The sequence below is a fragment of the Campylobacter concisus genome, from assembly GCF_902460875.1.
Taxonomy (GTDB): Bacteria; Campylobacterota; Campylobacteria; order Campylobacterales; family Campylobacteraceae; genus Campylobacter_A; species Campylobacter_A concisus_AA.
On record NZ_CABPVR010000007.1, the window covers coordinates 113,325 to 133,765 of the forward strand.

Below are 20,441 nucleotides of genomic sequence, written 5' to 3' on the forward strand. Positions count from 1 at the left end.
TAATATCGGATAAATTTATAAAGTATTTAGGCGTATAATGGTGCCCGAGGTCGGACTCGAACCGACACAAGGTTGCCCTTACCAGATTTTGAGTCTGGCGCGTCTACCAGTTTCACCACTCGGGCTAAAGTAAGATTGAAAGTTAATTTTTGTGTGAGAGGAAAAAGGGGAGACTTGCTCCCCTAAAAAGAAATTATTTCTTTTTACCTTTTTTAGCAGCACCAGCAGCAACTGCTTCTTTAAGTTTTTTGCCAACTTTGAATTTAACTGCTTTACTAGCAGGAACATCGATAACTTTTTTAGTTCCAGGAACTCTAGCTTTTCTTGCAGCTCTGTCAGCAGTACCAAAAGTACCAAAGCCTATAAAGCTAATTGTATCGCCTTTTTCAAGAACTGCTTGGATTGTCTCCAAAGTAGCATCAACAACTTTTAGAGTATCTTTTTTTGAAAGACCAGCCTTATCGGCAACAGCTTGAATAAATTCAGCTTTTTTCATGAACCATCCTTTTAAGAAGTTATGTGGCTATATTACACTCTTTTAAAAAAAAATACAATACTTTTTCCCTAAATTTAGCTCTTTTTTACATTTTTTTAACAAAAAATACAATTTTTTTAAAAATTTACTCGCAAATTTCAAACATAAGCTCGGTCCTTAAACCAATCTTTTTCATATCAATAAGCCTTAAATTTTTAAAATTTAAGCTCATTAGCTCATCTTTATTTTTTATAAGTTTATTTGCTATCTGGCGCAAGACTTCGCCTCTATATGCTTTTGCGTGATGACTCACTATTTTTTTATTTTTTATAAAGCAAAAAGCTATGTATTCTTTTTTTATAGTGTAAATTTTTTCATAAAACTTAGCTCTAAGGTCTAAAATTTCATCATTTTGCAAAAAATCATCAACCGCTTTACTAAAATTTTTTTCATAAAATTTTGAAATTTCAAAGCCATCTAGCTTTTCACCTTGCTTTAGTTTGTACTCTGGTATCTCATCTTTTGCTAAGATAGGCCCAAATAAATTTGAAAATATTAAAACATTATTATCTATATATTTTTGTGCCTCATTGCCTAAACCACGATAGTTTAGATGTTTATAAGCCACTCCATCATACCTTAAAATAGCTTTTATACTGCCTTTTTGAGATAGGCTTTCTCGCAACTGCTTGCTCTCTTCAAGCTCTTTTAGCCCAAAAAGCTTTTTTATCTCGTCTAAATTTGCGTTTTTTAAAAACTCATCATATCTGTTTAAAATTTCAACTCTTTTGTCAAAAAGTTCTGGAAATATCAAATTCTTACCATTAAATTTATTATTCGTATTTAGAGAAATTTTACTTTCGCTTGGAGAAAAGAGAATTTTTAATGCCATTTTTCTTACCTATTTTATATATAAAATTTGTTGGATTATACAATAAACTTTTTATGCTAAAAAAAATCAAATTTTTACCGATATAAAAACAAGCGGAATCATTTTTGCTTAGAGTGAATAAAAATTTAGGAAAAAATTATGAGAATAACAAACCAACTACGTTTTAGTCAGACTTTACATGACTACCAAAAAAATATGACTGGTGTAAATAAAAGCTACAAGCAGCTCTCAAATGGTTTGAAAATTCAAGATCCATACGATGGCGCTGCAACTTATAATGATGCGATGAGGCTTGATTATGAAGCAACTACTCTCACTCAAGTAGTTGATGCCACTGGTAAATCTGTAAATTTCTCAAAAAATACAGATAATGCATTGCAAGAGTTTGAAAAACAGCTTGAAAATTTTAAGACAAAAGTAGTCCAAGCAGCTAGCAGCGTGCATAGTAAGACATCACTAGAGGCTTTGGCAAATGATCTTCAAGGCATAAAAAATCACCTTGTAAATATTGCAAATACTTCGGTCAATGGGCAGTTTTTGTTTTCTGGAAGCGCTGTTGATACAAAGCCAATAGATGGTGCAGGAAAGTATCAAGGCAACCGTGATTATATGAAAACATCAGCTGGTGCTCAGGTTGAGCTTCCTTATAATATCCCAGGATATGATCTATTTTTAGGAAAAGATGGCGATTACAGTAAAATTTTGACTACAAATGTTCGTTTAGCTGATCAAACTAGAACCGACATCGCCTATGCGCCAAAATTTCTAAACGATAACAGCAAGATAAAAAATATGATCGGGCTAAATTACGCTAGTGATTCAGTGGTTAGAAGTGACGGCTCTTACAATGGAACAATAAATCCGGATTATGATTTTTTAGATAATTCAAATGTAAATTTTCCAGATACATATTTTTTCATGCAAGGCAAAAAGCCAGACGGCACGACATTTACTAGCAAATTTAAGATGAGTGCAAATACAACAATGGCTGGGCTTATGGAAAAAATCGGTATGGAATTTGGCAATACAAAAACAACAAAAGTTGTTGATGTGAGCATAAATAACGATGGACAATTTAATATAAAAGATCTTACTAAAGGTAATCAAACTATTGACTTTCATATGGTTGCAGCCACATCGGTAGCACCAAATCGCGGTGCAATCGCTCAAAACAACGAACTTGATGCGGTAAATTCTCTTGAAGATCTTGAGACTAGGGCAAATAACGTTCCAAAAAAGGTTCATATCACCGAGTTTGTAAAGAGCAAATATACCGATAAAGATGGAAATGCGACAAATGCATTTGACTATGATAAGGTTAGATTTGAAAGAAAAGATAATGAGCTAATCGCAAATTTATCTCAAGTAGCTAGAAGAACGGGCGAATATGCAACAGATCAGACAAAGCTAAGTGAAGTCTCTGGCACAAAAGAGAGCTACGATAGAAATTTATATCCAAAAGATGTTGACGCTAGAAAGAGAGAGCTTTTTAATATCGACAACCAAGAGATAAATTTACAAGTAAAGTCAATCACTGGTACAAAATATGACATAAAGGTAAAAATGGGTACAGCAGGGGGTACAAATACTCCAGTGCAGTTTGAAATAAAATCAACAACAGCTGCTGGTACGGTTACAGGACCTAGAACTTTATCAGTTTATAACTCAGATGAATTTGGTGAGTATAGAACATATGCTAGCGATTTTACATATCGCCAGCTAATGGATATCGTCGCGATGGCAGCAAGCGACAATATACCTAACCCACCTGTTGGTCCAGAAAATGCGAATTTTGATACAGACGCAGAAAAAGTAGATAGAAAGCGAAACCATGATGCCTATAAGGAGGCTATTGACAAAACAAGAGGTGCAGTAGAGACAACTTTAGACGATCGTGGCAGAATGGTTTTAACTGACAAGACAAAATCAGTAACAAACATAGAAGTAACTATGTATGATGCAAAAAATAGCGATAAATTTGATGGGGATAGCACCGGCAGAGATACAGCCGGCAATGCTGGACACGCTCAAGGAAAAGGCTCTGTTTTTAGCTTTAATGAAAATAATGCTTTAACTATTGATGAGCCAAGTACGAGCGTTTTTCAAGACCTTGATAATATGATTGAAGCTGTTAGAAAGGGATATTATAGAGCTGACGCAAATAGCAATGATCCACGAAATACCGGCATGCAAGGCGCATTACAAAGGCTTGATCATTTAATAGATCATGCAAATAAAGAGCTTACAAAGATCGGCTCTCAATCAAGACTTTTAACCGCTACAAAAGAGCGAGCCGAAGTAATGAAAGTGAATGTGCTAACTGTTAAAAATGATGTAATTGACGCAGACTATGCGGAGTCATATCTGAAATTTACGCAGCTTTCACTGTCTTATCAAGCAACCCTACAAGCAAGCGCAAAGATAAATCAACTAAGCTTGCTAAATTATTTAAATTAAAATTTAAATCAGCAGGCCACCTAGCTTGCTGATTTTTTAAAATTAAACTCAGGCGTGCTATAATAAGCCTTTTTTATAAAGGATCTAAAATTTTACGACATATCTTATTTACAATTTTTGTTTGTATTTTTGTATATTTTGGTATAGCAACAGCTGCTCCTACTGCTGATTTTGTAGGCTCGCTTGGACAAAGCCTTGGTATTTTAAATATCAAATATTTTGGACTTATTGCGTATGTTTATCCATTTTTATTGATCATTTTGGGCTATTTTGTCTATAAAAATTTTAAGAAATTTGACTTTGATTTTGCTCAGTTTTTGGTAGGAATTTTTCTCTTTTTTATAGCTTTTTTGATGTTTCAAGCCTTGAGTGCTTCAAGTGCAAATGGCGGCATAATTGGGAATTTTATAGTTAGTGCTTTAAAAGAGGTGATCGGCTCTATTGGCACTGCGGTTGCTATACTTATGATGTTTATTATCTCACTTGGGCTTGCTTTTAGAGAAAATTTTATAATTGTTTTAAGAAAGGCTTTTGTAGATAAAGAGATAAAAGTCCATGAAGAGAGAAATTTAAAAGAGTTAAAACAAAAACAACTTCCAAAAATCGAACGCAAAAGACAAAAGAATAATGATATAAAAGAAGAAGAGCTTATAGAAGCTCAGGTACTAAATGATGATGAGCAGAATTTAGATGAAGAGCTAGAGCCTGAGCCAGAAAAAGAGAGTAGGGCCTCAACTATAAACGGAGTTGAAATTTTAAACGAAGTGGCTGAAAACAAGAAGTTGCTTGATCAAATAGAGCGAGGAAATGTGGAAAAGCCAAAGAATTTTGTCTTGCCACCGCTTAAATTTTTAAACGATCCACCAAAACGCTCACATAGTGTAAATGAAACGGAAATCGATCAACAAATTTCTAATTTGCTTGATAAACTCCGTAAGTTTAAAATAGACGGCGATGTGGTTAGAACTTATACTGGGCCTATCGTCACGACATTTGAGTTTCGTCCAGCTCCACATATCAAGGTAAGTAAAATTTTAACACTTCAAGATGACCTAGCGATGGCACTAAAGGCTCAAACGATCCGTATCCAAGCGCCGATTCCCGGCAAAGATGTCGTAGGCATCGAGGTGCCAAATCAAAATTTAGAAACAATCTATCTAAAAGAAATTTTAGAGAGCGAAGTCTTTAAAAATGCAAGTAGTCCGCTAACTATGGCGCTTGGCAAAGATATCGTTGGTGCTCCTTTTGTAACAGACCTTAAAAAACTACCTCATTTGTTAATCGCTGGAACGACGGGATCTGGCAAAAGTGTGGGTATAAACGCGATGCTTTTAAGCCTGCTTTATAGAAATAGTCCGCAAACTTTGCGTCTAATGATGATCGATCCAAAAATGCTTGAATTTAGCATATATAACGATATTCCGCACCTTTTGACACCGGTCATCACAGAGGCTAAAAAAGCGATCACTGCACTTGCCAATATGGTCGCTGAGATGGAGCGAAGATATAAGATAATGAGCCAAACTCGCACAAAAAATATAGAGAGCTACAATGAAAAGATGAAAGAGGAGGGTGGCGAGCAGTTCCCGTATATCGTTGTGATCATAGACGAGCTTGCTGATCTGATGATGACTAGTGGCAAGGATGTGGAGCTTTATATTGGACGCTTAGCACAGATGGCAAGAGCTAGCGGTATACACTTGATAGTGGCAACCCAGCGCCCAAGCGTTGATGTCGTGACTGGCCTTATAAAGGCAAATTTACCAAGTAGGATAAGTTATAGAGTAGGGCAGAGGATCGATAGTAAGGTCATTCTTGATCAAATGGGAGCTGAGAGCTTGCTTGGACGAGGAGATATGTTATTTACACCTCCAGGAAGTCCTGGTGTGATAAGACTGCATGCGCCATTTGCTAGCGAAAAAGAGATAGAAACGATTGTAAATTTCTTAAAAGAGCAACAAGACGTAGTTTATGATGAGAAATTCTTAATAGAAGAGGGCACAAGCGGAAGTGTAGCCGCTGGTACTCTAGGAGAAGATGAGCTTGATGAGCTTTATGAAGAGGCCAAAGAGATCATTTTAAGTGAGCAAAAGACGTCGATAAGTTATCTGCAAAGACGTTTAAAAATAGGTTACAACAAAGCTGCAAACATAATAGAGCAAATGGAAAAAATGGGTGTTTTAAGCCCAGTGAATGCAAAAGGACAAAGGGAAATTTTATAGCTAAAGTCATAAATTGCTTTAATTTTAGAATTTTAATTTTTATTAAAATTCTAAAAAGTCTTGACAAAGCACATTAAAATCTATATAATTACAACTCTTAAAAACATTGGGGTATCGCCAAGCGGTAAGGCAACTGGTTTTGGTCCAGTCATTCAGAGGTTCGAATCCTCTTACCCCATCCACTTTTTAAATCCAAAATAATACTTATCGCGGAGTAGAGCAGTGGTAGCTCGTCGGGCTCATAACCCGAAGGTCGGCGGTTCAAATCCGTCCTCCGCAACCAAATGCCTCATATCTTTATCATCTAAAAACTAAACGCCAACCCCTGTGCCATCACGTATATCATCAACATTTAGATGGACATAGTGCAAACTACTCTTAATATCCTTGTGACCCATAAATTTCATTAATTTATGAGCATTAAATCCCTTCAAACTCACTAACCTAGAAGCTACTGTATGGCGTAATACATATAGTCCGTGAGTGCTATCATTTCCCTTATATCCTAGATGGTTTCTTACAGCCCACCACATACGATTTGCTGTATCGTGGTTTAGATGAGTTATAGGGCACTTGTTTAATGGTAGGTCTTTGCAGTTATCATAAGCACCTTGAGATACCCAGTAGTAAGCCATACGAAGCACTTGGTCGTCTTTCGTTTCAGTAAAGAGTTTGCGTGCCTCTATTTTACTTACGCTCTTAGCTATCTCTAAGCGTTGTTTTATGGCTTTGAAGACTAGAATAGTTTTGTTTTAATATGTAAAAAGAAAGATTAGTAAAAATAGGTTTCATAACTTTTAAATATAAAAAGAGAAATTCTCACCTAGTATTATTTTATGGATTATTAGTATAAATTTAAAAATGCAGGAGGGGCGAATGCCCCTAATTATTATTTTAAAGTTTGGATGTATTCAGCTACTGCTTTTGCATCTTCGTCGCTCATTGGAGTAGCGATTGGTTTCATCATAGCGCCAAGACCAAATTTATTTGCTCCTGTTTTATAACCTTTTAGTGCCTCTTCGATAGCTGCTGCATCAAGAGATGTTAAAGCTGGAACTTTATTATTAAAGACTTTTTCGGCTTTTGCACCATGACAGGCGATGCATTTTTTGTAGATAGCAGCACCATCTGCAGCAAAGGCAGCAGTTGAAAGTAGAGCTGCAACGCTAGAAACAATTAGTAATTTTTTCATTTTTCATCCTTTGTAAAAAAGTTTGTGCATTATAGTACAAAAAGGTAAATTCGCAAGAAGCTAGTTAAAATATTTTGGCTATAATCACCAAATGAATAAAAATGAGCCTATTAAAGCACTTTTTCTGGATCGAGACGGCGTAATAAACGAAGATGCTGGATATGTTTACGAGATAAAAGACTTTAAATTTATCGATGGCATTTTTGATGCGTTAAGAGAATTTGCTGGGGCTGGCTATAAACTCTTTGTCGTGACAAATCAATCAGGTATCGGAAGAGGCTACTACACGCAGGAGCAGTTTGATGCTCTAAACAAATTTATGCTAGAAATTTTCAAAAAAGAGCAAATTCTTATCACCAAAGTCTATTTTTGCCCACATGCCCCAGAGGCGGATTGCGCTTGTAGAAAACCAAATCCAAAAATGATACTTGATGCTTGCAAAGAGTTTAACATAGACCTTAAAAACTCGCTAATGATAGGCGATAAGCCAAGCGACGTCGAGGCTGGCAAAAGAGCAGGTGTTGGTAGAAATTTCTTGCTTGATGGCATAAATTTTAAAGATGTAAGAGATGTTTTAAATAAGCTAAAAAAGGAAAAATCACTATGAATTTAAATGACAAAAAGATAGTTATAGCTGGTGGCGCTGGCTTTATCGGCTCAGCCTTAGCGCATTATTTTGATGAAAATTACAAGGACGCTCACGTGCTTGTCGTGGATAAATTTAGAAACGACGAGACATTTAGCAATGGCAACCTAAAAAGCTTTGGTCATTTTAAAAATTTACTTGGATTTAAGGGTGAAATTTACGCTGGTGACATCAACGATCCTAGCACACTTGAAAAGATAAAGAGCTTTCGTCCAGACGTCATCTACCACGAGGCAGCGATCTCAGATACGACTGTAAAAGAGCAAGACGAGCTTATCAAAACAAATGTAAACGCCTTTGTAAATTTGCTTGATATCTGCGAGAGTTTAGGCGCAAAGATGATCTACGCAAGCTCAGGTGCCACTTATGGCAACGCAAAGAGTCCACAAACAGTTGGCGAGTGTGAAGCACCAAATAACGTTTATGGCTTTAGCAAGCTAAGCATGGATAATATCAATAAAATTTACGCAAAACGCGGTGTAAGCGTGGTTGGACTGAGGTATTTTAACGTCTTTGGCAAGGGTGAGTTTTTCAAAAATAAAACTGCCTCGATGGTGCTTCAGTTTGGCCTGCAAATTTTAGCTGGCAAGACCCCAAGACTTTTTGAAGGCAGCGACCAGATCAAAAGAGATTTCGTCTATATAAAAGATATCATTGATGCAAACATAAAAGCACTTGACGCGCCAAGTGGCGTCTATAACGCAGCTACTGGCAAGGCCAGAAGTTTTCAAGATATCGCTGACATCTTACAGCGCGAGATCGGCGTAAATTTAGGCAACGAATATATCAAAAACCCATTTATCGGCTCATATCAGTTTCATACAGAGGCCGATGTCGCCCCAGCTCGCGAGGCATTTGGCTTTAGCGCGACTTGGAGCCTGGAAGAGGCGATAAAAGACTACTTGCCAGAAATAAAGAGAATTTACAAGGAAGAGATAAATGGCTAAGAGAGTTAAAATTTTAGTCGTTGGCGATCTCATGTTGGACCACTATATCTGGGGTAGCTGCGACCGTATCTCGCCAGAAGCGCCAGTGCAGGTAGTAAAGATAAATAACGAAACCTACACGCTTGGTGGCGCTGGCAACGTGGTGAGAAATTTACTCTCTCTTGGCGCAAATGTGAGTGTGGCTAGCGTCCTAGGAGATGACGAGGCCGGCAAAAAGATAAAAGAGAAGCTTGCTGAGCTAAATGTAAAAGATGAGCTAATCCTTACCGAAAAAGGGCGTGAAAGCTCGATAAAAAGCCGTATTATGGCATCCCACCAGCAAGTTGTCAGGATTGATAAAGAGAGCGTTGTCAAGATAAATTTAGAAGATGAGCTCGTCTTAAAAGTCAAAGAAAATCTTGCAAATTTCAAGGCCGTCTTGTTAAGCGACTACGGTAAAGGCGTGCTTAGCGAAAAGGTCTGCCAAGAGATCATAAACGAGTGCGTGAGACTAAATATCCCAGTGCTTATCGATCCAAAAGGTAGCGACTACTCAAAATACAAAAACGCAACCCTTCTAACACCAAATAAAAAAGAGGCGAGTGAGGCTACAAATTTAAAGATAAAAGATAAGGCCGAGCTTGAAAAGGCGATAAAACAGCTAAAAGATGAGCTAAATTTGACCTATTCGATCATCACAATCTCAGAAGAGGGTATCGCGCTATATGATGACAAATTGCACATCTTTGCCGCTAAAGCAAAAGAGGTCTTTGATGTCACTGGCGCTGGAGATACGGTGCTTGCCACACTTGGCTACATGCTAGCAACTGGGGCTGACATAAAAGAGGCGATAAAGATAGCAAACCTCGCAGCAGCCGTCGTAGTGGCCAAGATTGGTAGCGCAACGGCTAGCTTTAGCGAAATCGAGCAGCTGCTAAATAGCTCATTTGGGGCAAATTTCGAGCATAAGCTTAAAACTGTTGAAGAGTTAGAAGAAATTTTGAGTCAAAAGGATAAAAAAAAGGTTGTTTTCACAAATGGCTGCTTTGATATCTTGCACGCTGGGCACGTAAAATACCTAGCGCGCGCAAGAGAGCTTGGCGATCTTTTGGTTGTTGGACTAAACTCAGACGCTTCAGTTAAGAGGCTAAAAGGCGAGACAAGGCCCATAAACTCGCAAGATGATAGAGCATGCGTGCTAAGTGGGCTTGGATTTGTCGATTATGTCGTGATTTTTGATGAGGATACACCATTAAATTTGATAACAAAGATAAAGCCAGACGTGCTTGTAAAAGGGGCTGATTATAAAGACAAAGAGGTCGTCGGTAGCGAGATCGTAAAAGAGGTCAGGCTGATCGACTTTGTCGAGGGCAAAAGCACAACAGGGATAATAAAAAGGATAAAAGATGCTAAAAACGATGATAAAAAATGAGCTCAAGGCTCACCAAAAGACCTTTAGCGAGCATGTAAATTTACTTGACAGCTTAGAGCGCGCTTGCCAGATGGTGGCTGATACGCTAAAAAATGGCAAAAAGGTGCTGATATGTGGTAACGGCGGCTCTGCGGCGGACGCTCAACACTTTGCAGCAGAGCTAACTGGCAGATATAAAAGCGAGCGCCAACCACTTCCTGGTATCGCGCTAACTACTGATACTTCGGCACTTACGGCTATTGGCAACGACTACGGCTTTGACTATGTTTTTTCACGCCAGTTTGAGGCCTTAGCTCAGCCAGGCGACTTGCTCGTGGCGATCTCAACTAGTGGCAACAGCAAAAACGTCCTTGAAGCTATAAAAAGTGCCAAGAAAATGGGCGCATCAGTGCTTGGACTTAGCGGCAAAGGTGGCGGCGCGATGAATGAAGGATGCGATCTAAATTTAGTCGTTAGCTCAAGCGATACGGCAAGAATTCAAGAGTCACATATCTTTTTTATCCACACGATTTGCCAGGCCGTAGACGAGGCTTTTAGGGGCTAAAATGCAAGAAGCTATGGATAAATTTTTAGAAGATCCTAACCAACAAAATGAGGTAAATTTGATATCGGCTTTGAAAAAGGCTAGTTTTTTCGCTCCGGTGCTTTTAAACCAAGCACTTGCAAAGCCTGATGGTGGTGTGGTTTATGAAGAAGAGGGCTCAAATATCAAATTTATCCTGCTTGAAGATGAGAGCGAGAAGCTTAGCTATTTTCCAGCATTTACTAGCAAAGAGGCGATGAAGCTTTGGCGAAACGACAGCGAGCAAGAAAGCATTGAGATAGGGCTAAAAGAGTATCTTGCGATGCTAAAAGAGAGTAGTTACGCTGGAATCGTGGTTGATGCTTTTAGCTATGATTTTATTCTTAAAAAAGAGCAGATAGTAAAAATTTTAGACTAAAATTTTTATCGCACTATTGCCAAAGTCGCTGATTTGCTATTTAGCAAGTTTTTATTAATTTTAAGCTAAAATCAGCCAAGCTAAATTTAAGGAAAAAAATGAAAGACAATCTACTTGAATTAACTCAAGATATTGCATCTGTTGATATCGAAGAGTCTATAAAAACTAGCTATCTTGACTACTCCATGAGCGTTATCGTCGGACGTGCTTTGCCTGACGCTAGAGACGGACTAAAGCCAGTTCACAGAAGAATTTTATACGCTATGGACAATCTCGGCGTTGGCAGCAGAAGTGCTTATATGAAGTCAGCTCGTATCGTCGGTGAAGTCATTGGTAAGTACCACCCACATGGCGACACGGCGGTTTATGACGCACTCGTTCGCATGGCTCAGAAATTTTCTATGCGTTATCCAGTTGTTGACGGACAAGGAAACTTTGGCTCAATAGACGGCGACAGCGCAGCTGCGATGCGTTATACTGAAGCTAGAATGACAATGCTTACCGAAGAGCTTTTAAAAGATATCGACAAAGACACGGTTGATTTTGTGCCAAACTATGACGATAGAGAGGTCGAACCAGATGTACTTCCAAGCCGTGTGCCAAATTTATTATTAAACGGCTCAAGCGGTATCGCTGTTGGTATGGCGACAAATATCCCGCCACACAGCCTTGATGAGCTGATAGACGGTCTTTTGCTGCTTCTTGAAAACAAAGAGGCGACACTTGAAGAGGTGATGGAATTTATAAAAGGTCCAGACTTCCCAACTGGCGGTATCATCTTTGGTAAAAAGGGCATCATAGAGGCTTACCGCACAGGTCGTGGCAGGGTCAAACTAAGAGCCAAAACTCACATAGAAAAAAAGCCAAACAAAGATGTCATCGTCATTGATGAGCTACCATATCAAACAAACAAAGCTAGACTTATCGAGCAGATCGCTGAGCTTGTAAAAGATAAGCAGATAGATGGCATCAGCGAGGTTAGAGATGAGTCTGACAAAGACGGCATCCGCGTCGTCATCGAGCTAAAACGTGACGCTATGAGTGACATCGTGCTAAACAATCTTTTTAAATCAACCACGATGGAGAGCACTTTTGGCGTTATTATGCTTGCTATTAATAACAAAGAGCCAAAGGTATTTAACCTTATTGAGCTACTTAAGCTGTTTTTAAATCACAGAAAAACGGTCATCATTAGAAGAACGATATTTGAGCTTGAAAAAGCGCGTGCAAGAGCCCACATCTTAGAGGGTCTAAAGATCGCACTTGATAACATAGATGAGGTGATCGAGCTTATTAGAAATAGTGCTGATACGGCGGTTGCTAGAGAAGGCTTGATGAGTAAATTTAACCTCTCAGAGCTTCAAGCAAATGCTATCCTTGATATGCGTCTAAGCAAGCTTACAGGCATAGAGAGAGAAAAACTAGAGGCTGAGCTAGCCGAGCTTATGGCTGAGATCGCAAGACTTGATGAAATTTTAAAGAGCGAGATATTGCTTGAAAATTTGATCAAAGAAGAGCTTCTTGAGATCAAAAATAAATTTAAAGTACCAAGAGTGACTGAGATCGTTGATGACTACGATGATATCGACATCGAAGACCTCATACCAAATGAAAATATGGTCGTAACCATAACTCACCGCGGCTACATCAAGCGTGTGCCAAGCAAGCAGTACGAGAAGCAAAAACGCGGTGGCAAGGGCAAAGTAGCGGTCACTACATACGATGATGACTTTATAGAGAGCTTCTTTACTTCAAATACCCACGACACGCTTATGTTTGTGACTGACCGCGGGCAGCTCTACTGGCTAAAAGTCTATAAGATCCCAGAGGGAAGCCGCACGGCAAAGGGCAAAGCAGTTGTAAATTTGATCCAGTTGCAGCCTGATGAGAAGATCAAAGCGATCATCCCAACGACTGACTTTGATGAGAGCAAATCGCTAGCGTTCTTTACTAAAAACGGCATCGTAAAACGCACAAATTTAAGTGAGTTTAAAAACATCCGCTCAGTTGGCGTAAGAGCTATAAGCCTCGATGAGAACGACGAGCTAGTAACTGCGCTCATCGCTCAGACATACGATGATATGCCAGTGACTGACCCAGAAAATGAGCTAAGCGTAGAGACAGAGGTGCTTGAAGTTGAAGAGCTTCAAAACGAGATCGACGAAGATAATGTAAATGCCGAAGAGGACGCAAACTCAGGCGATGAGACAATGCTATTTGTCGTTACTAAAAAGGGTATGTGCCTTAAATTTAAGATCAGCAAGGTTCGCCAAATGGGCAGAACTGCACGCGGCGTAACTGGCATTAAATTTAAAGAGCCAGGCGATGAGGTTGTGGGCGCAGCTGTCATCGAAAGCAATGATCAAGAAATTTTAAGCATATCTCAAAAAGGTATCGGCAAGCGCACAACCGCTGATGAGTATCGCTTGACAAACCGCGGCGGTAAAGGCGTCATCTGCATGAAATTAACAAGCAGAACAGGCGATCTTGTGGGCGTTGTGATGGTTGATGAAGAGCAAGATCTAATGGCTCTAACATCAAGCGGCAAGATGATAAGAGTTGATATGCAAAGCATCCGCAAAGCAGGACGTAATACAAGCGGCGTGATCGTCGTAAATGTCGATGGCGATGATGTTGTAAGTATCGCAAGATGCCCTAAGGCAGATGATGGCGAGGACGAGGATGAAGCACCAAGCGAAGATATGGGGCTTTTGGAATAAATTTTGCTATTAAATTTTTAAATAAAAGCATAAAAAAGGTTGTTTATGAAGGTTAAAATTTTATCTTTTACTTTGATGGTAGCTTTATTTGGCGGTTGCTCATTTAATGGCTTTATGGGCGAGCCAACTAACACATCAAACCGCAACGTAGTCATCCAAAAGGTCGATAAAGACGATCTTAGAGAGGTGATGAAAAAAGAGAAGATGATATATGATAGCGCTCCAAGAGAGACCACTTTTAGAGCTACAGGCGAGGGCATAGCCCCACTAAATTCGCTCTCATACGCTCAGTCTGTTACACTTGCGAAAAGAGCGGCGATGGCTGATGCTTATTCGCAGCTTGCAGGCAAGCTTTATGGCGTAAAGATCAACGCTGAAGACACCGTAAGAGACGCGATGCTAAATGACTCATCTATCACTTCAAAGGTTCAAGGTCTTGTCAAAAACGCAAGGATCGTGAATGAAAATTTCAAAGACGGGCTTTATAAGGTAAATATGGAGCTTAAGATAGACGAAGATAAGTGGCGAGAAGTCTTTTCTTACTAACGATACTTTTAAATTTCGCCTTTTGCCTGGAGGAGTTTATCTTCTGGGCGAAGGTCGATACGAAAAATCAAATAGTTGCCTTTGAAGAAATTTCATTTTCAAAGGCGATGACTTTAACACTAAATCCAAAACCAAAATTTCTTTGCCAGATAGATGCTTTTAAAGATGAAAATACCACAACTCTTGGCTTTTTAAATTTACACAAAGATGAAATTTTTGACTGCTTTGCTTTAAAAAAAGTGATGATAAAAAATGAGCTTAATGTCAAAAATGCACAGGTCACAAACGCTTCAAATTTGAAAATTTTGCCAGTTAGATTTATGGTGGAATTTAAGCCAAAATCCGCTATCATCGGCACACTTCAATAAAAAAGAGATCAAATGAATATCGTCATAGTAGAAGATGACATCAATATGCGAAAGTCGCTTGAGATCGCACTTGGCGAGTATGAAGAGCTAAACATCAAGAGTTACAAGAGCGCAGTTGAGGCTCTAAAAAAGCTAAGCGACGACACTGATCTAATAATCACCGACATAAACATGCCAAAGATGGACGGACTTGAGTTCATTAAAGAGTTAAACGGCAAATTTGACGTCATCATAATGACTGGAAACGCCACACTTAATAAGGCGATCGAAAGTGTTAGGCTCGGCGTCAAGGACTTTTTAACCAAGCCATTTGACGTCTCAACGCTATATGAAGCGATAAAAAGGGTCGAGCTTCTTAAGCAAAAAACTCCAAAAACTATAAAAAAAATAGAAACAAAAAGCGAAAATAACGGCTTTTTAGCCACTTCAAAGGCGCTTGAAACTACGCTAAATATCGCGCTAAAAGCCGCAAGGACTGACGCTTCAATAATGCTTAGTGGCGAAAGCGGCGTTGGCAAGGAGGTCTTTGCTAAATTTATCCACGCAAACTCACCTAGAAAAGATGCTGTATTTGTTGCTTTAAATATGGCTGCGATCCCTGAAAATTTGATAGAAAGTGAGCTTTTTGGCTTTGAAAAGGGCGCATTTACTGACGCTGCAACTACCAAAAAAGGGCAGTTTGAGCTAGCAAATGGTGGAACGCTATTTTTAGATGAGATCGGCGAGATGCCCATAAATTTACAACCAAAGCTGCTTCGTGTGCTTCAAGAGCGTGAGATTACTCGGCTTGGTGCTACAAAGAGCGAAAAGATAGATGTTCGCATCATCTGCGCTACAAATGCAAATTTAGAGCTTGCTATGAGGGAGGGTAGATTTAGAGAGGATCTTTTCTACCGCCTAAACACGATCCCGCTTTTCATCCCGCCACTTCGTGAGCGAAAAGATGAAATTTTACCTATCGCGCAGGATACTTTGGAAAAATGTTGCAAAGAGTATGGCTTTGAGGCTAAAAATTTCTCAAAAGCGGCTAAAGAGGAGCTTTTAGGCTACGACTACCCAGGCAATATAAGAGAGCTTATCTCAGTCGTACAAAGAGCGGCGATACTAAGCGAGGGCGATGAAATTTTGCCAAATGATCTATTTTTACAAGCCAGAAGCAAAAAATAGCCATAAATTTAAGTAAAATTACGAAAATTAAAAAAATAAGGAGAGCAGATGAGAAAATTTAACGTAGCGGTCGTGGGTGCTACAGGAGCGGTTGGCGAAGAGCTTTTTAGAGTGATGGAAGAGGTTGATTTTCCAGTTGGTGAGCTTTTGCCACTTGCAAGTGCCAAAAGTGCTGGCAGCGAGATAGAATTTAAAGGTAAACACTACAAAGTAAAAGAGCTTACTGAAAAAGTTTTTAGCGAGCACGAGATCGATATCGCATTTTTTAGTGCAGGCGGCTCAGTTTCAGAGAAATTTGCCAAATTTGCAGCTGACAGCGGCGCAGTAGTCATCGATAACACTAGCCATTTTAGGATGGATAAAGATATCCCTCTTGTTGTGCCAGAGTGCAATCCAAGCGACATTGCTATGTGGAAAAACCGCGGCATCATCGCAAATCCAAACTGCTCGACTATACAAATGGTGCAAATTTTAAAACCACTAAACGACGCTTTTAGTATCAATAGAGTCGATGTTTCTACATACCAAGCAGCAAGCGGTGCTGGCAAAGAGGGCATGGAAGAGCTTGTCGTTCAGATGCAAAAATTCTTTGAGTTTAAGCTTGATGAGTGCGATCCAAAGGTATTTGCACACCGCCTAGCGCTAAACGTGATCCCTCACATCGACGTCTTTTTGGACAATGACTATACAAAAGAAGAGATGAAAATGGTTAATGAAACGCAAAAGATCCTTCACAAAGATATAGAAGTTAGCGCTACCTGTGTGCGTGTGCCAGTGCTTAGAAGCCACTCAGAGGCGATCACTATCCACTTTGATAAAGGTGTGAGCGCAGATGCAGCAAGAGAAATTTTAAGCAAAGCTCCAAGCGTCGTTGTGGTCGATAATCCAGCAAATAAAGAGTATCCGATGCCTATCATTTCAAGTGATACAAATGAGACTTATGTCGGTAGGATCAGAGTTGATAATTATAGACCTAATGTGCTTCATCTATGGTGCAGTGCCGATCAGATCCGCGTAGGGGCTGCAACAAATGCTGTCAGGATCGCACAAAAGTGGATCGCGATGCAAGAGTAATTAAAAAGGATTTTATTGCGTAAGATATTTGAAAAAATTTTGCTTGCTAGCAACAGCTTTACACTTTTTCCAGTAGTTTTTGGACTTTTAGGTGCGATCGTACTTTTTATCATAGCAAGTTACGACGTCGGCAAGGTACTTTTAGAGATTTATAAATATTTTTTTGCTGCAGATTTTCACGTTGAAAATTTCCACTCAGAAGTCGTTGGCGAGATCGTTGGAGCGATCGATCTATACTTGATGGCGCTTGTTCTTTATATATTTAGCTTCGGAATTTACGAGCTTTTCATCTCAGAGATCATACAGCTAAAGCAGTCAAAGCAGAGCAAAGTGCTTGAAGTGCATTCGCTTGATGAGCTAAAAGACAAGCTTGGCAAAGTGATCGTCATGGTTTTAATCGTAAATTTCTTCCAAAGAGTGCTTCACGCAAACTTCACAACTCCGCTTGAGATGGCCTATCTTGCGGCTTCTATCCTTGCACTTTGCCTTGGACTTTACTTCCTTCACAAGGGAGATCACTAAAATTTTAAGCGTTTTTACGCTTAAAATTTCTCCTACATCTTTTCTTTAGCTATTTTTAGATAATATCCATTTAAAAATTTAAAGGAAATTTAATGATTTTTATAGACGCTTGTCTTAAAAAACCTACCCCTTATACGCCTGTTTGGATGATGCGCCAAGCTGGTAGATATTTGCCTGAGTATATGGATGTAAGAGCTAAAGCAGGGGATTTTTTATCACTTTGCAAAGACTACAAAAAGGCTAGTGAAGTCACGCTTCAACCAGTTGAAATTCTTGGCGTTGATGCGGCTATTTTATTTAGCGATATCTTGGTCGTGCCTCTTGAAATGGGCATGGATCTACGTTTTGAAAAGGGCGAGGGACCAGTTTTTACAGAGCCTTTGCGTGATAAAGCCGCACTTGACGCACTAAGTATCGAAAAATCGACTAAGAATTTAGCATACGTCTATGATACGATCAAACTTACAAGAGAAAATTTAACCAAAGATAAGGCGCTCATTGGCTTTTGTGGCGCACCTTGGACGATAGCTACATATATGATAGAAGGCGGTGGCACTAAAACTTATGCGGTCTGCAAAAAGATGCTCTATCAAAATCCAGAATTTTTACATCAAATTTTAGAAAAAGTGACGCAAGCTCTCATCCTCTATGTCAAAGAGCAGATAAAAGCTGGTGTAAATGCGGTACAAATTTTTGACAGCTGGGCAGCTGCGCTTGAAGAGCAGGCATATTTTGAGTTTGGATTTAACTACATTAATAAAATAGTTGATAGTGTCAAGGCTGAATTTCCAGAAATCCCAGTCATCGTTTTCCCAAAAGGAATAAGCGGCTATCTGGATAAAATTTCAGGTAAATTTGATGTTTTTGGCGTTGACTGGAGTACGCCGATCGAGCTAGCAAAAGAAAAACTAAGTCCAAAATACGTCCTTCAAGGCAATATGGAGCCAACTAGACTTTATAGCAAAAAAGCGATAGATGAAGGCATTGATAAAATTTTAGATACAATGAAAGGTGCTCCACATATCTTTAATCTAGGTCACGGAATCTTACCAGATGTGCCAGTTGAAAATGCAAAATATTTCATAAAACAGGTTCAGACAAAAAGTGCAAGGTAATAAGCCTTGCATCGTCTTTGGACCGATAAATTCTCGCCGTTTTGGCATGAGCCTAGGCATCGATCTAAGCCCAAAGCAAAAATCATGTAATTTTGACTGTGTTTATTGTGAGTTAAGTGGTGCAAAGACTGTTGAAACAATAGAAAATCCGCCAAGTGTTGATGAGATCATAAGTGCTTTAAAAGAGGCTTTAAAAACTCATCAAAATATCGACGTCATCACACTTACGGCAAATGGCGAACCAACTCTTTACCCATACTTAAAAGAACTGATAGCAAAAGTAAATGAGCTAAAAGGTAGCGCAAAAACACTTATTTTGAGTAATGGCTCAGGCGTGTGTGATCCAAAAATTTGTGAAGCGCTAAATGGGCTTGATATAGTGAAATTTAGCCTTGATAGCGCGGTACAAAGCACATTTAAAAAGATAGACCGCAACAAAAGTGGCATAGAAGTAAATGAACTTATAAAAGCAATGGCTAAATTTCGCAAGGAATTTGCTGGCGAGCTTGTGCTTGAAATTTTGGTCGTGGCTGGATTTAACGACAAAGAAGAGGAATTTATAGCACTCAATGCTGCGATAAATGAGATAGCTCCACACCGAGTGGATATTGGCACGATAGATCGCCCACCAGCTTACAATGTAAAGGGTTTAGACGCTAAAAAGCTAGAGGAGCTAGCCAAGCAGATAAGTGGCGTACCGGTTAATATAGCTAAAGCTCACAAAATAGAGCAAAAGTATAACTTTAGTGAGGATGAAATTCTAGAAATGCTAAGACGTCGTCCGCAAACTATCGCAAATGTTGAAGAAAATTTTTCTGACTCTTCAAAGCAAACTCTGGCAAAATTTTTACAAGATGATGTGGTTTATTTATCCGATGTTGCTGGAGTAAAATTTTACAAACTAAGAGCATAAATGAAAAGAATCCTTACAATACAAGACATCTCGTGCGTTGGCAAATGTTCCCTTACTGTCGCACTTCCGGTAATCAGCGCACAAGGCATTGAAGCGTGTATTTTGCCTACTGCGCTGCTTTCGACTCACACCGGCTTTAAAAATTTCACATTTCGTGATCTGACTGATGAATTTGACGCGATAACACAAGTATGGCACGAAGAAAATATCGCATTTGATGGAATTTATACTGGATTTTTAGGCAGCTTTAGCCAGCTTGAGCTGATAGAGAAAATTTTTAATGAGTTTAATGACTCTGCTCCACTAATACTTGTAGATCCTTGCATGGGCGACAATGGCAAGCTCTATCACGGATTTGATGAAAAATTTGTTATGAAAATGCGTGAGCTTTGCTCAAAGGCTCACGTCATCACGCCAAATATAACAGAGGCAAGCTTTATGTGCGGGATGCCGTTTTTAGGCAGTGACTATACGCAAGATTATATTTTAGAGTTGCTTGAAAGCTTGGCTAGCTTTGGAGTTAGAAAGATTGTGCTAAAGGGCATTAGATACAAGCAAAATGAATGTGGCATCATAGCTTACGATGCAAAGACAAAAGAGAAAGTAGAGTATTTTCACGAATTTTTGCCATTTCACACGAGTGGGACTGGAGATATATTTGCTTCTGTGCTTTTTGGCTCGCTAGTAAATGGCGAAAGCATGCAAAATGCCATCAAAAAGGCAGCAAACTTTGTGCTTAGCAGCATTAAAATCACGCTAAAAGATAAGAGCCGCACATGGTATGGTGTGCAGTTTGAAAAGATACTTGGCACTCTTGCAAAATAGGCTGGCAA

Annotated in this window: 20 protein-coding genes and 3 tRNA genes; 18 read left to right on the forward strand and 5 right to left on the reverse strand. The window is 39.2% G+C overall.

The annotated features are described in order from the left end of the window. Nucleotides 1-38: 38 nt before the first annotated feature. The 3 genes from F3H01_RS04430 to F3H01_RS04440 form a co-directional block, all read right to left on the reverse strand. Nucleotides 39-125 (reverse strand) — tRNA-Leu (locus F3H01_RS04430). A gap of 68 nt (nucleotides 126-193) precedes the next feature. Next, the gene (locus F3H01_RS04435; protein WP_012001719.1) at nucleotides 194-496 is read right to left on the reverse strand and encodes an HU family DNA-binding protein; all 303 of its coding nucleotides are present in this window, start codon (nucleotides 494-496) and stop codon (nucleotides 194-196) included. A gap of 124 nt (nucleotides 497-620) precedes the next feature. Further along, nucleotides 621-1,367: a YaaA family protein gene (locus F3H01_RS04440; RefSeq protein ID WP_149724980.1), complete on the reverse strand. Its 747-nt coding sequence runs from the start codon at nucleotides 1,365-1,367 to the stop codon at nucleotides 621-623. A gap of 138 nt (nucleotides 1,368-1,505) precedes the next feature. Here F3H01_RS04440 and F3H01_RS04445 point away from each other — a divergent pair, with 138 nt between their 5' ends. From F3H01_RS04445 to F3H01_RS04460, 4 genes are all read left to right on the forward strand, one after another. Then, complete coding sequence (locus F3H01_RS04445; RefSeq protein WP_149724981.1) at nucleotides 1,506-3,824, forward strand: flagellin N-terminal helical domain-containing protein; 2,319 nt, start codon at nucleotides 1,506-1,508, stop codon at nucleotides 3,822-3,824. Between the two features lie 143 nt (nucleotides 3,825-3,967). Then, a complete protein-coding gene (locus F3H01_RS04450; protein ID WP_410470353.1) occupies nucleotides 3,968-6,046 on the forward strand; it encodes an FtsK/SpoIIIE family DNA translocase in 2,079 nt (692 codons plus the stop codon). 107 nt (nucleotides 6,047-6,153) lie between these two features. Then, a tRNA-Gln gene (locus F3H01_RS04455) sits at nucleotides 6,154-6,228 on the forward strand. A 26-nt stretch (nucleotides 6,229-6,254) separates the two neighbouring features. Further along, nucleotides 6,255-6,329, forward strand: a tRNA-Met gene (locus tag F3H01_RS04460). Between the two features lie 28 nt (nucleotides 6,330-6,357). On the opposite strand, the gene F3H01_RS04465 is transcribed toward F3H01_RS04460, so the two are convergent. Further along, complete coding sequence (locus F3H01_RS04465) at nucleotides 6,358-6,789, reverse strand: tyrosine-type recombinase/integrase (protein WP_410470354.1); 432 nt, start codon at nucleotides 6,787-6,789, stop codon at nucleotides 6,358-6,360. A 146-nt stretch (nucleotides 6,790-6,935) separates the two neighbouring features. After that, nucleotides 6,936-7,238 (reverse strand): c-type cytochrome, encoded by a 303-nt coding sequence (locus F3H01_RS04470; RefSeq protein WP_087578724.1) that lies wholly within the window; start codon nucleotides 7,236-7,238, stop codon nucleotides 6,936-6,938. 91 nt (nucleotides 7,239-7,329) lie between these two features. On the opposite strand from F3H01_RS04470, the gene gmhB reads away from it, so the two are divergent. From gmhB to F3H01_RS04540, 14 genes are all read left to right on the forward strand, one after another. After that, nucleotides 7,330-7,845 (forward strand): D-glycero-beta-D-manno-heptose 1,7-bisphosphate 7-phosphatase, encoded by a 516-nt coding sequence (gene gmhB, locus F3H01_RS04475; protein WP_149724984.1) that lies wholly within the window; start codon nucleotides 7,330-7,332, stop codon nucleotides 7,843-7,845. Next, nucleotides 7,842-8,831: an ADP-glyceromanno-heptose 6-epimerase gene (rfaD, locus tag F3H01_RS04480; protein ID WP_149724985.1), complete on the forward strand. Its 990-nt coding sequence runs from the start codon at nucleotides 7,842-7,844 to the stop codon at nucleotides 8,829-8,831. The genes gmhB and rfaD overlap by 4 nt, the downstream gene beginning before the upstream one ends. Continuing rightward, on the forward strand, nucleotides 8,824-10,242 hold the full coding sequence (gene rfaE1 / locus F3H01_RS04485) for a D-glycero-beta-D-manno-heptose-7-phosphate kinase (protein ID WP_149724986.1): 1,419 nt from the start codon (nucleotides 8,824-8,826) through the stop codon (nucleotides 10,240-10,242). Before rfaD ends, rfaE1 begins: the two co-directional genes overlap by 8 nt. After that, entirely contained in the window at nucleotides 10,217-10,786 is a 570-nt protein-coding gene (gene gmhA, locus F3H01_RS04490; RefSeq protein ID WP_149724987.1) for a D-sedoheptulose 7-phosphate isomerase, read from the forward strand. The genes rfaE1 and gmhA overlap by 26 nt, the downstream gene beginning before the upstream one ends. 1 nt (nucleotide 10,787) lies before the next feature. Continuing rightward, a complete protein-coding gene (locus F3H01_RS04495; RefSeq protein ID WP_149724988.1) occupies nucleotides 10,788-11,183 on the forward strand; it encodes an SseB family protein in 396 nt (131 codons plus the stop codon). 98 nt (nucleotides 11,184-11,281) lie between these two features. Next, nucleotides 11,282-13,903, forward strand: coding sequence for a DNA gyrase subunit A (gene gyrA, locus F3H01_RS04500; RefSeq protein ID WP_149724989.1), 2,622 nt, complete (start codon nucleotides 11,282-11,284; stop codon nucleotides 13,901-13,903). Between the two features lie 45 nt (nucleotides 13,904-13,948). Then, nucleotides 13,949-14,449 (forward strand): LPP20 family lipoprotein, encoded by a 501-nt coding sequence (locus F3H01_RS04505; protein ID WP_149724990.1) that lies wholly within the window; start codon nucleotides 13,949-13,951, stop codon nucleotides 14,447-14,449. Then, nucleotides 14,425-14,817 (forward strand): hypothetical protein, encoded by a 393-nt coding sequence (locus tag F3H01_RS04510; RefSeq protein ID WP_021083593.1) that lies wholly within the window; start codon nucleotides 14,425-14,427, stop codon nucleotides 14,815-14,817. Before F3H01_RS04505 ends, F3H01_RS04510 begins: the two co-directional genes overlap by 25 nt. 12 nt (nucleotides 14,818-14,829) lie before the next feature. Then, complete coding sequence (locus F3H01_RS04515; RefSeq protein ID WP_149724991.1) at nucleotides 14,830-15,984, forward strand: sigma-54-dependent transcriptional regulator; 1,155 nt, start codon at nucleotides 14,830-14,832, stop codon at nucleotides 15,982-15,984. Between the two features lie 48 nt (nucleotides 15,985-16,032). Next, nucleotides 16,033-17,058: an aspartate-semialdehyde dehydrogenase gene (locus F3H01_RS04520; RefSeq protein ID WP_149724992.1), complete on the forward strand. Its 1,026-nt coding sequence runs from the start codon at nucleotides 16,033-16,035 to the stop codon at nucleotides 17,056-17,058. A 15-nt stretch (nucleotides 17,059-17,073) separates the two neighbouring features. Beyond that, a complete protein-coding gene (locus tag F3H01_RS04525; RefSeq protein WP_149724993.1) occupies nucleotides 17,074-17,580 on the forward strand; it encodes a YqhA family protein in 507 nt (168 codons plus the stop codon). Nucleotides 17,581-17,672: 92 nt separating this feature from the next. Then, nucleotides 17,673-18,695 (forward strand): uroporphyrinogen decarboxylase, encoded by a 1,023-nt coding sequence (gene hemE, locus F3H01_RS04530; RefSeq protein ID WP_149724994.1) that lies wholly within the window; start codon nucleotides 17,673-17,675, stop codon nucleotides 18,693-18,695. A gap of 46 nt (nucleotides 18,696-18,741) precedes the next feature. After that, complete coding sequence (locus F3H01_RS04535) at nucleotides 18,742-19,608, forward strand: radical SAM protein (RefSeq protein WP_149725127.1); 867 nt, start codon at nucleotides 18,742-18,744, stop codon at nucleotides 19,606-19,608. After that, entirely contained in the window at nucleotides 19,609-20,433 is an 825-nt protein-coding gene (locus tag F3H01_RS04540; protein ID WP_149724995.1) for a pyridoxamine kinase, read from the forward strand. It abuts the gene before it with no gap. Nucleotides 20,434-20,441: the final 8 nt, after the last annotated feature.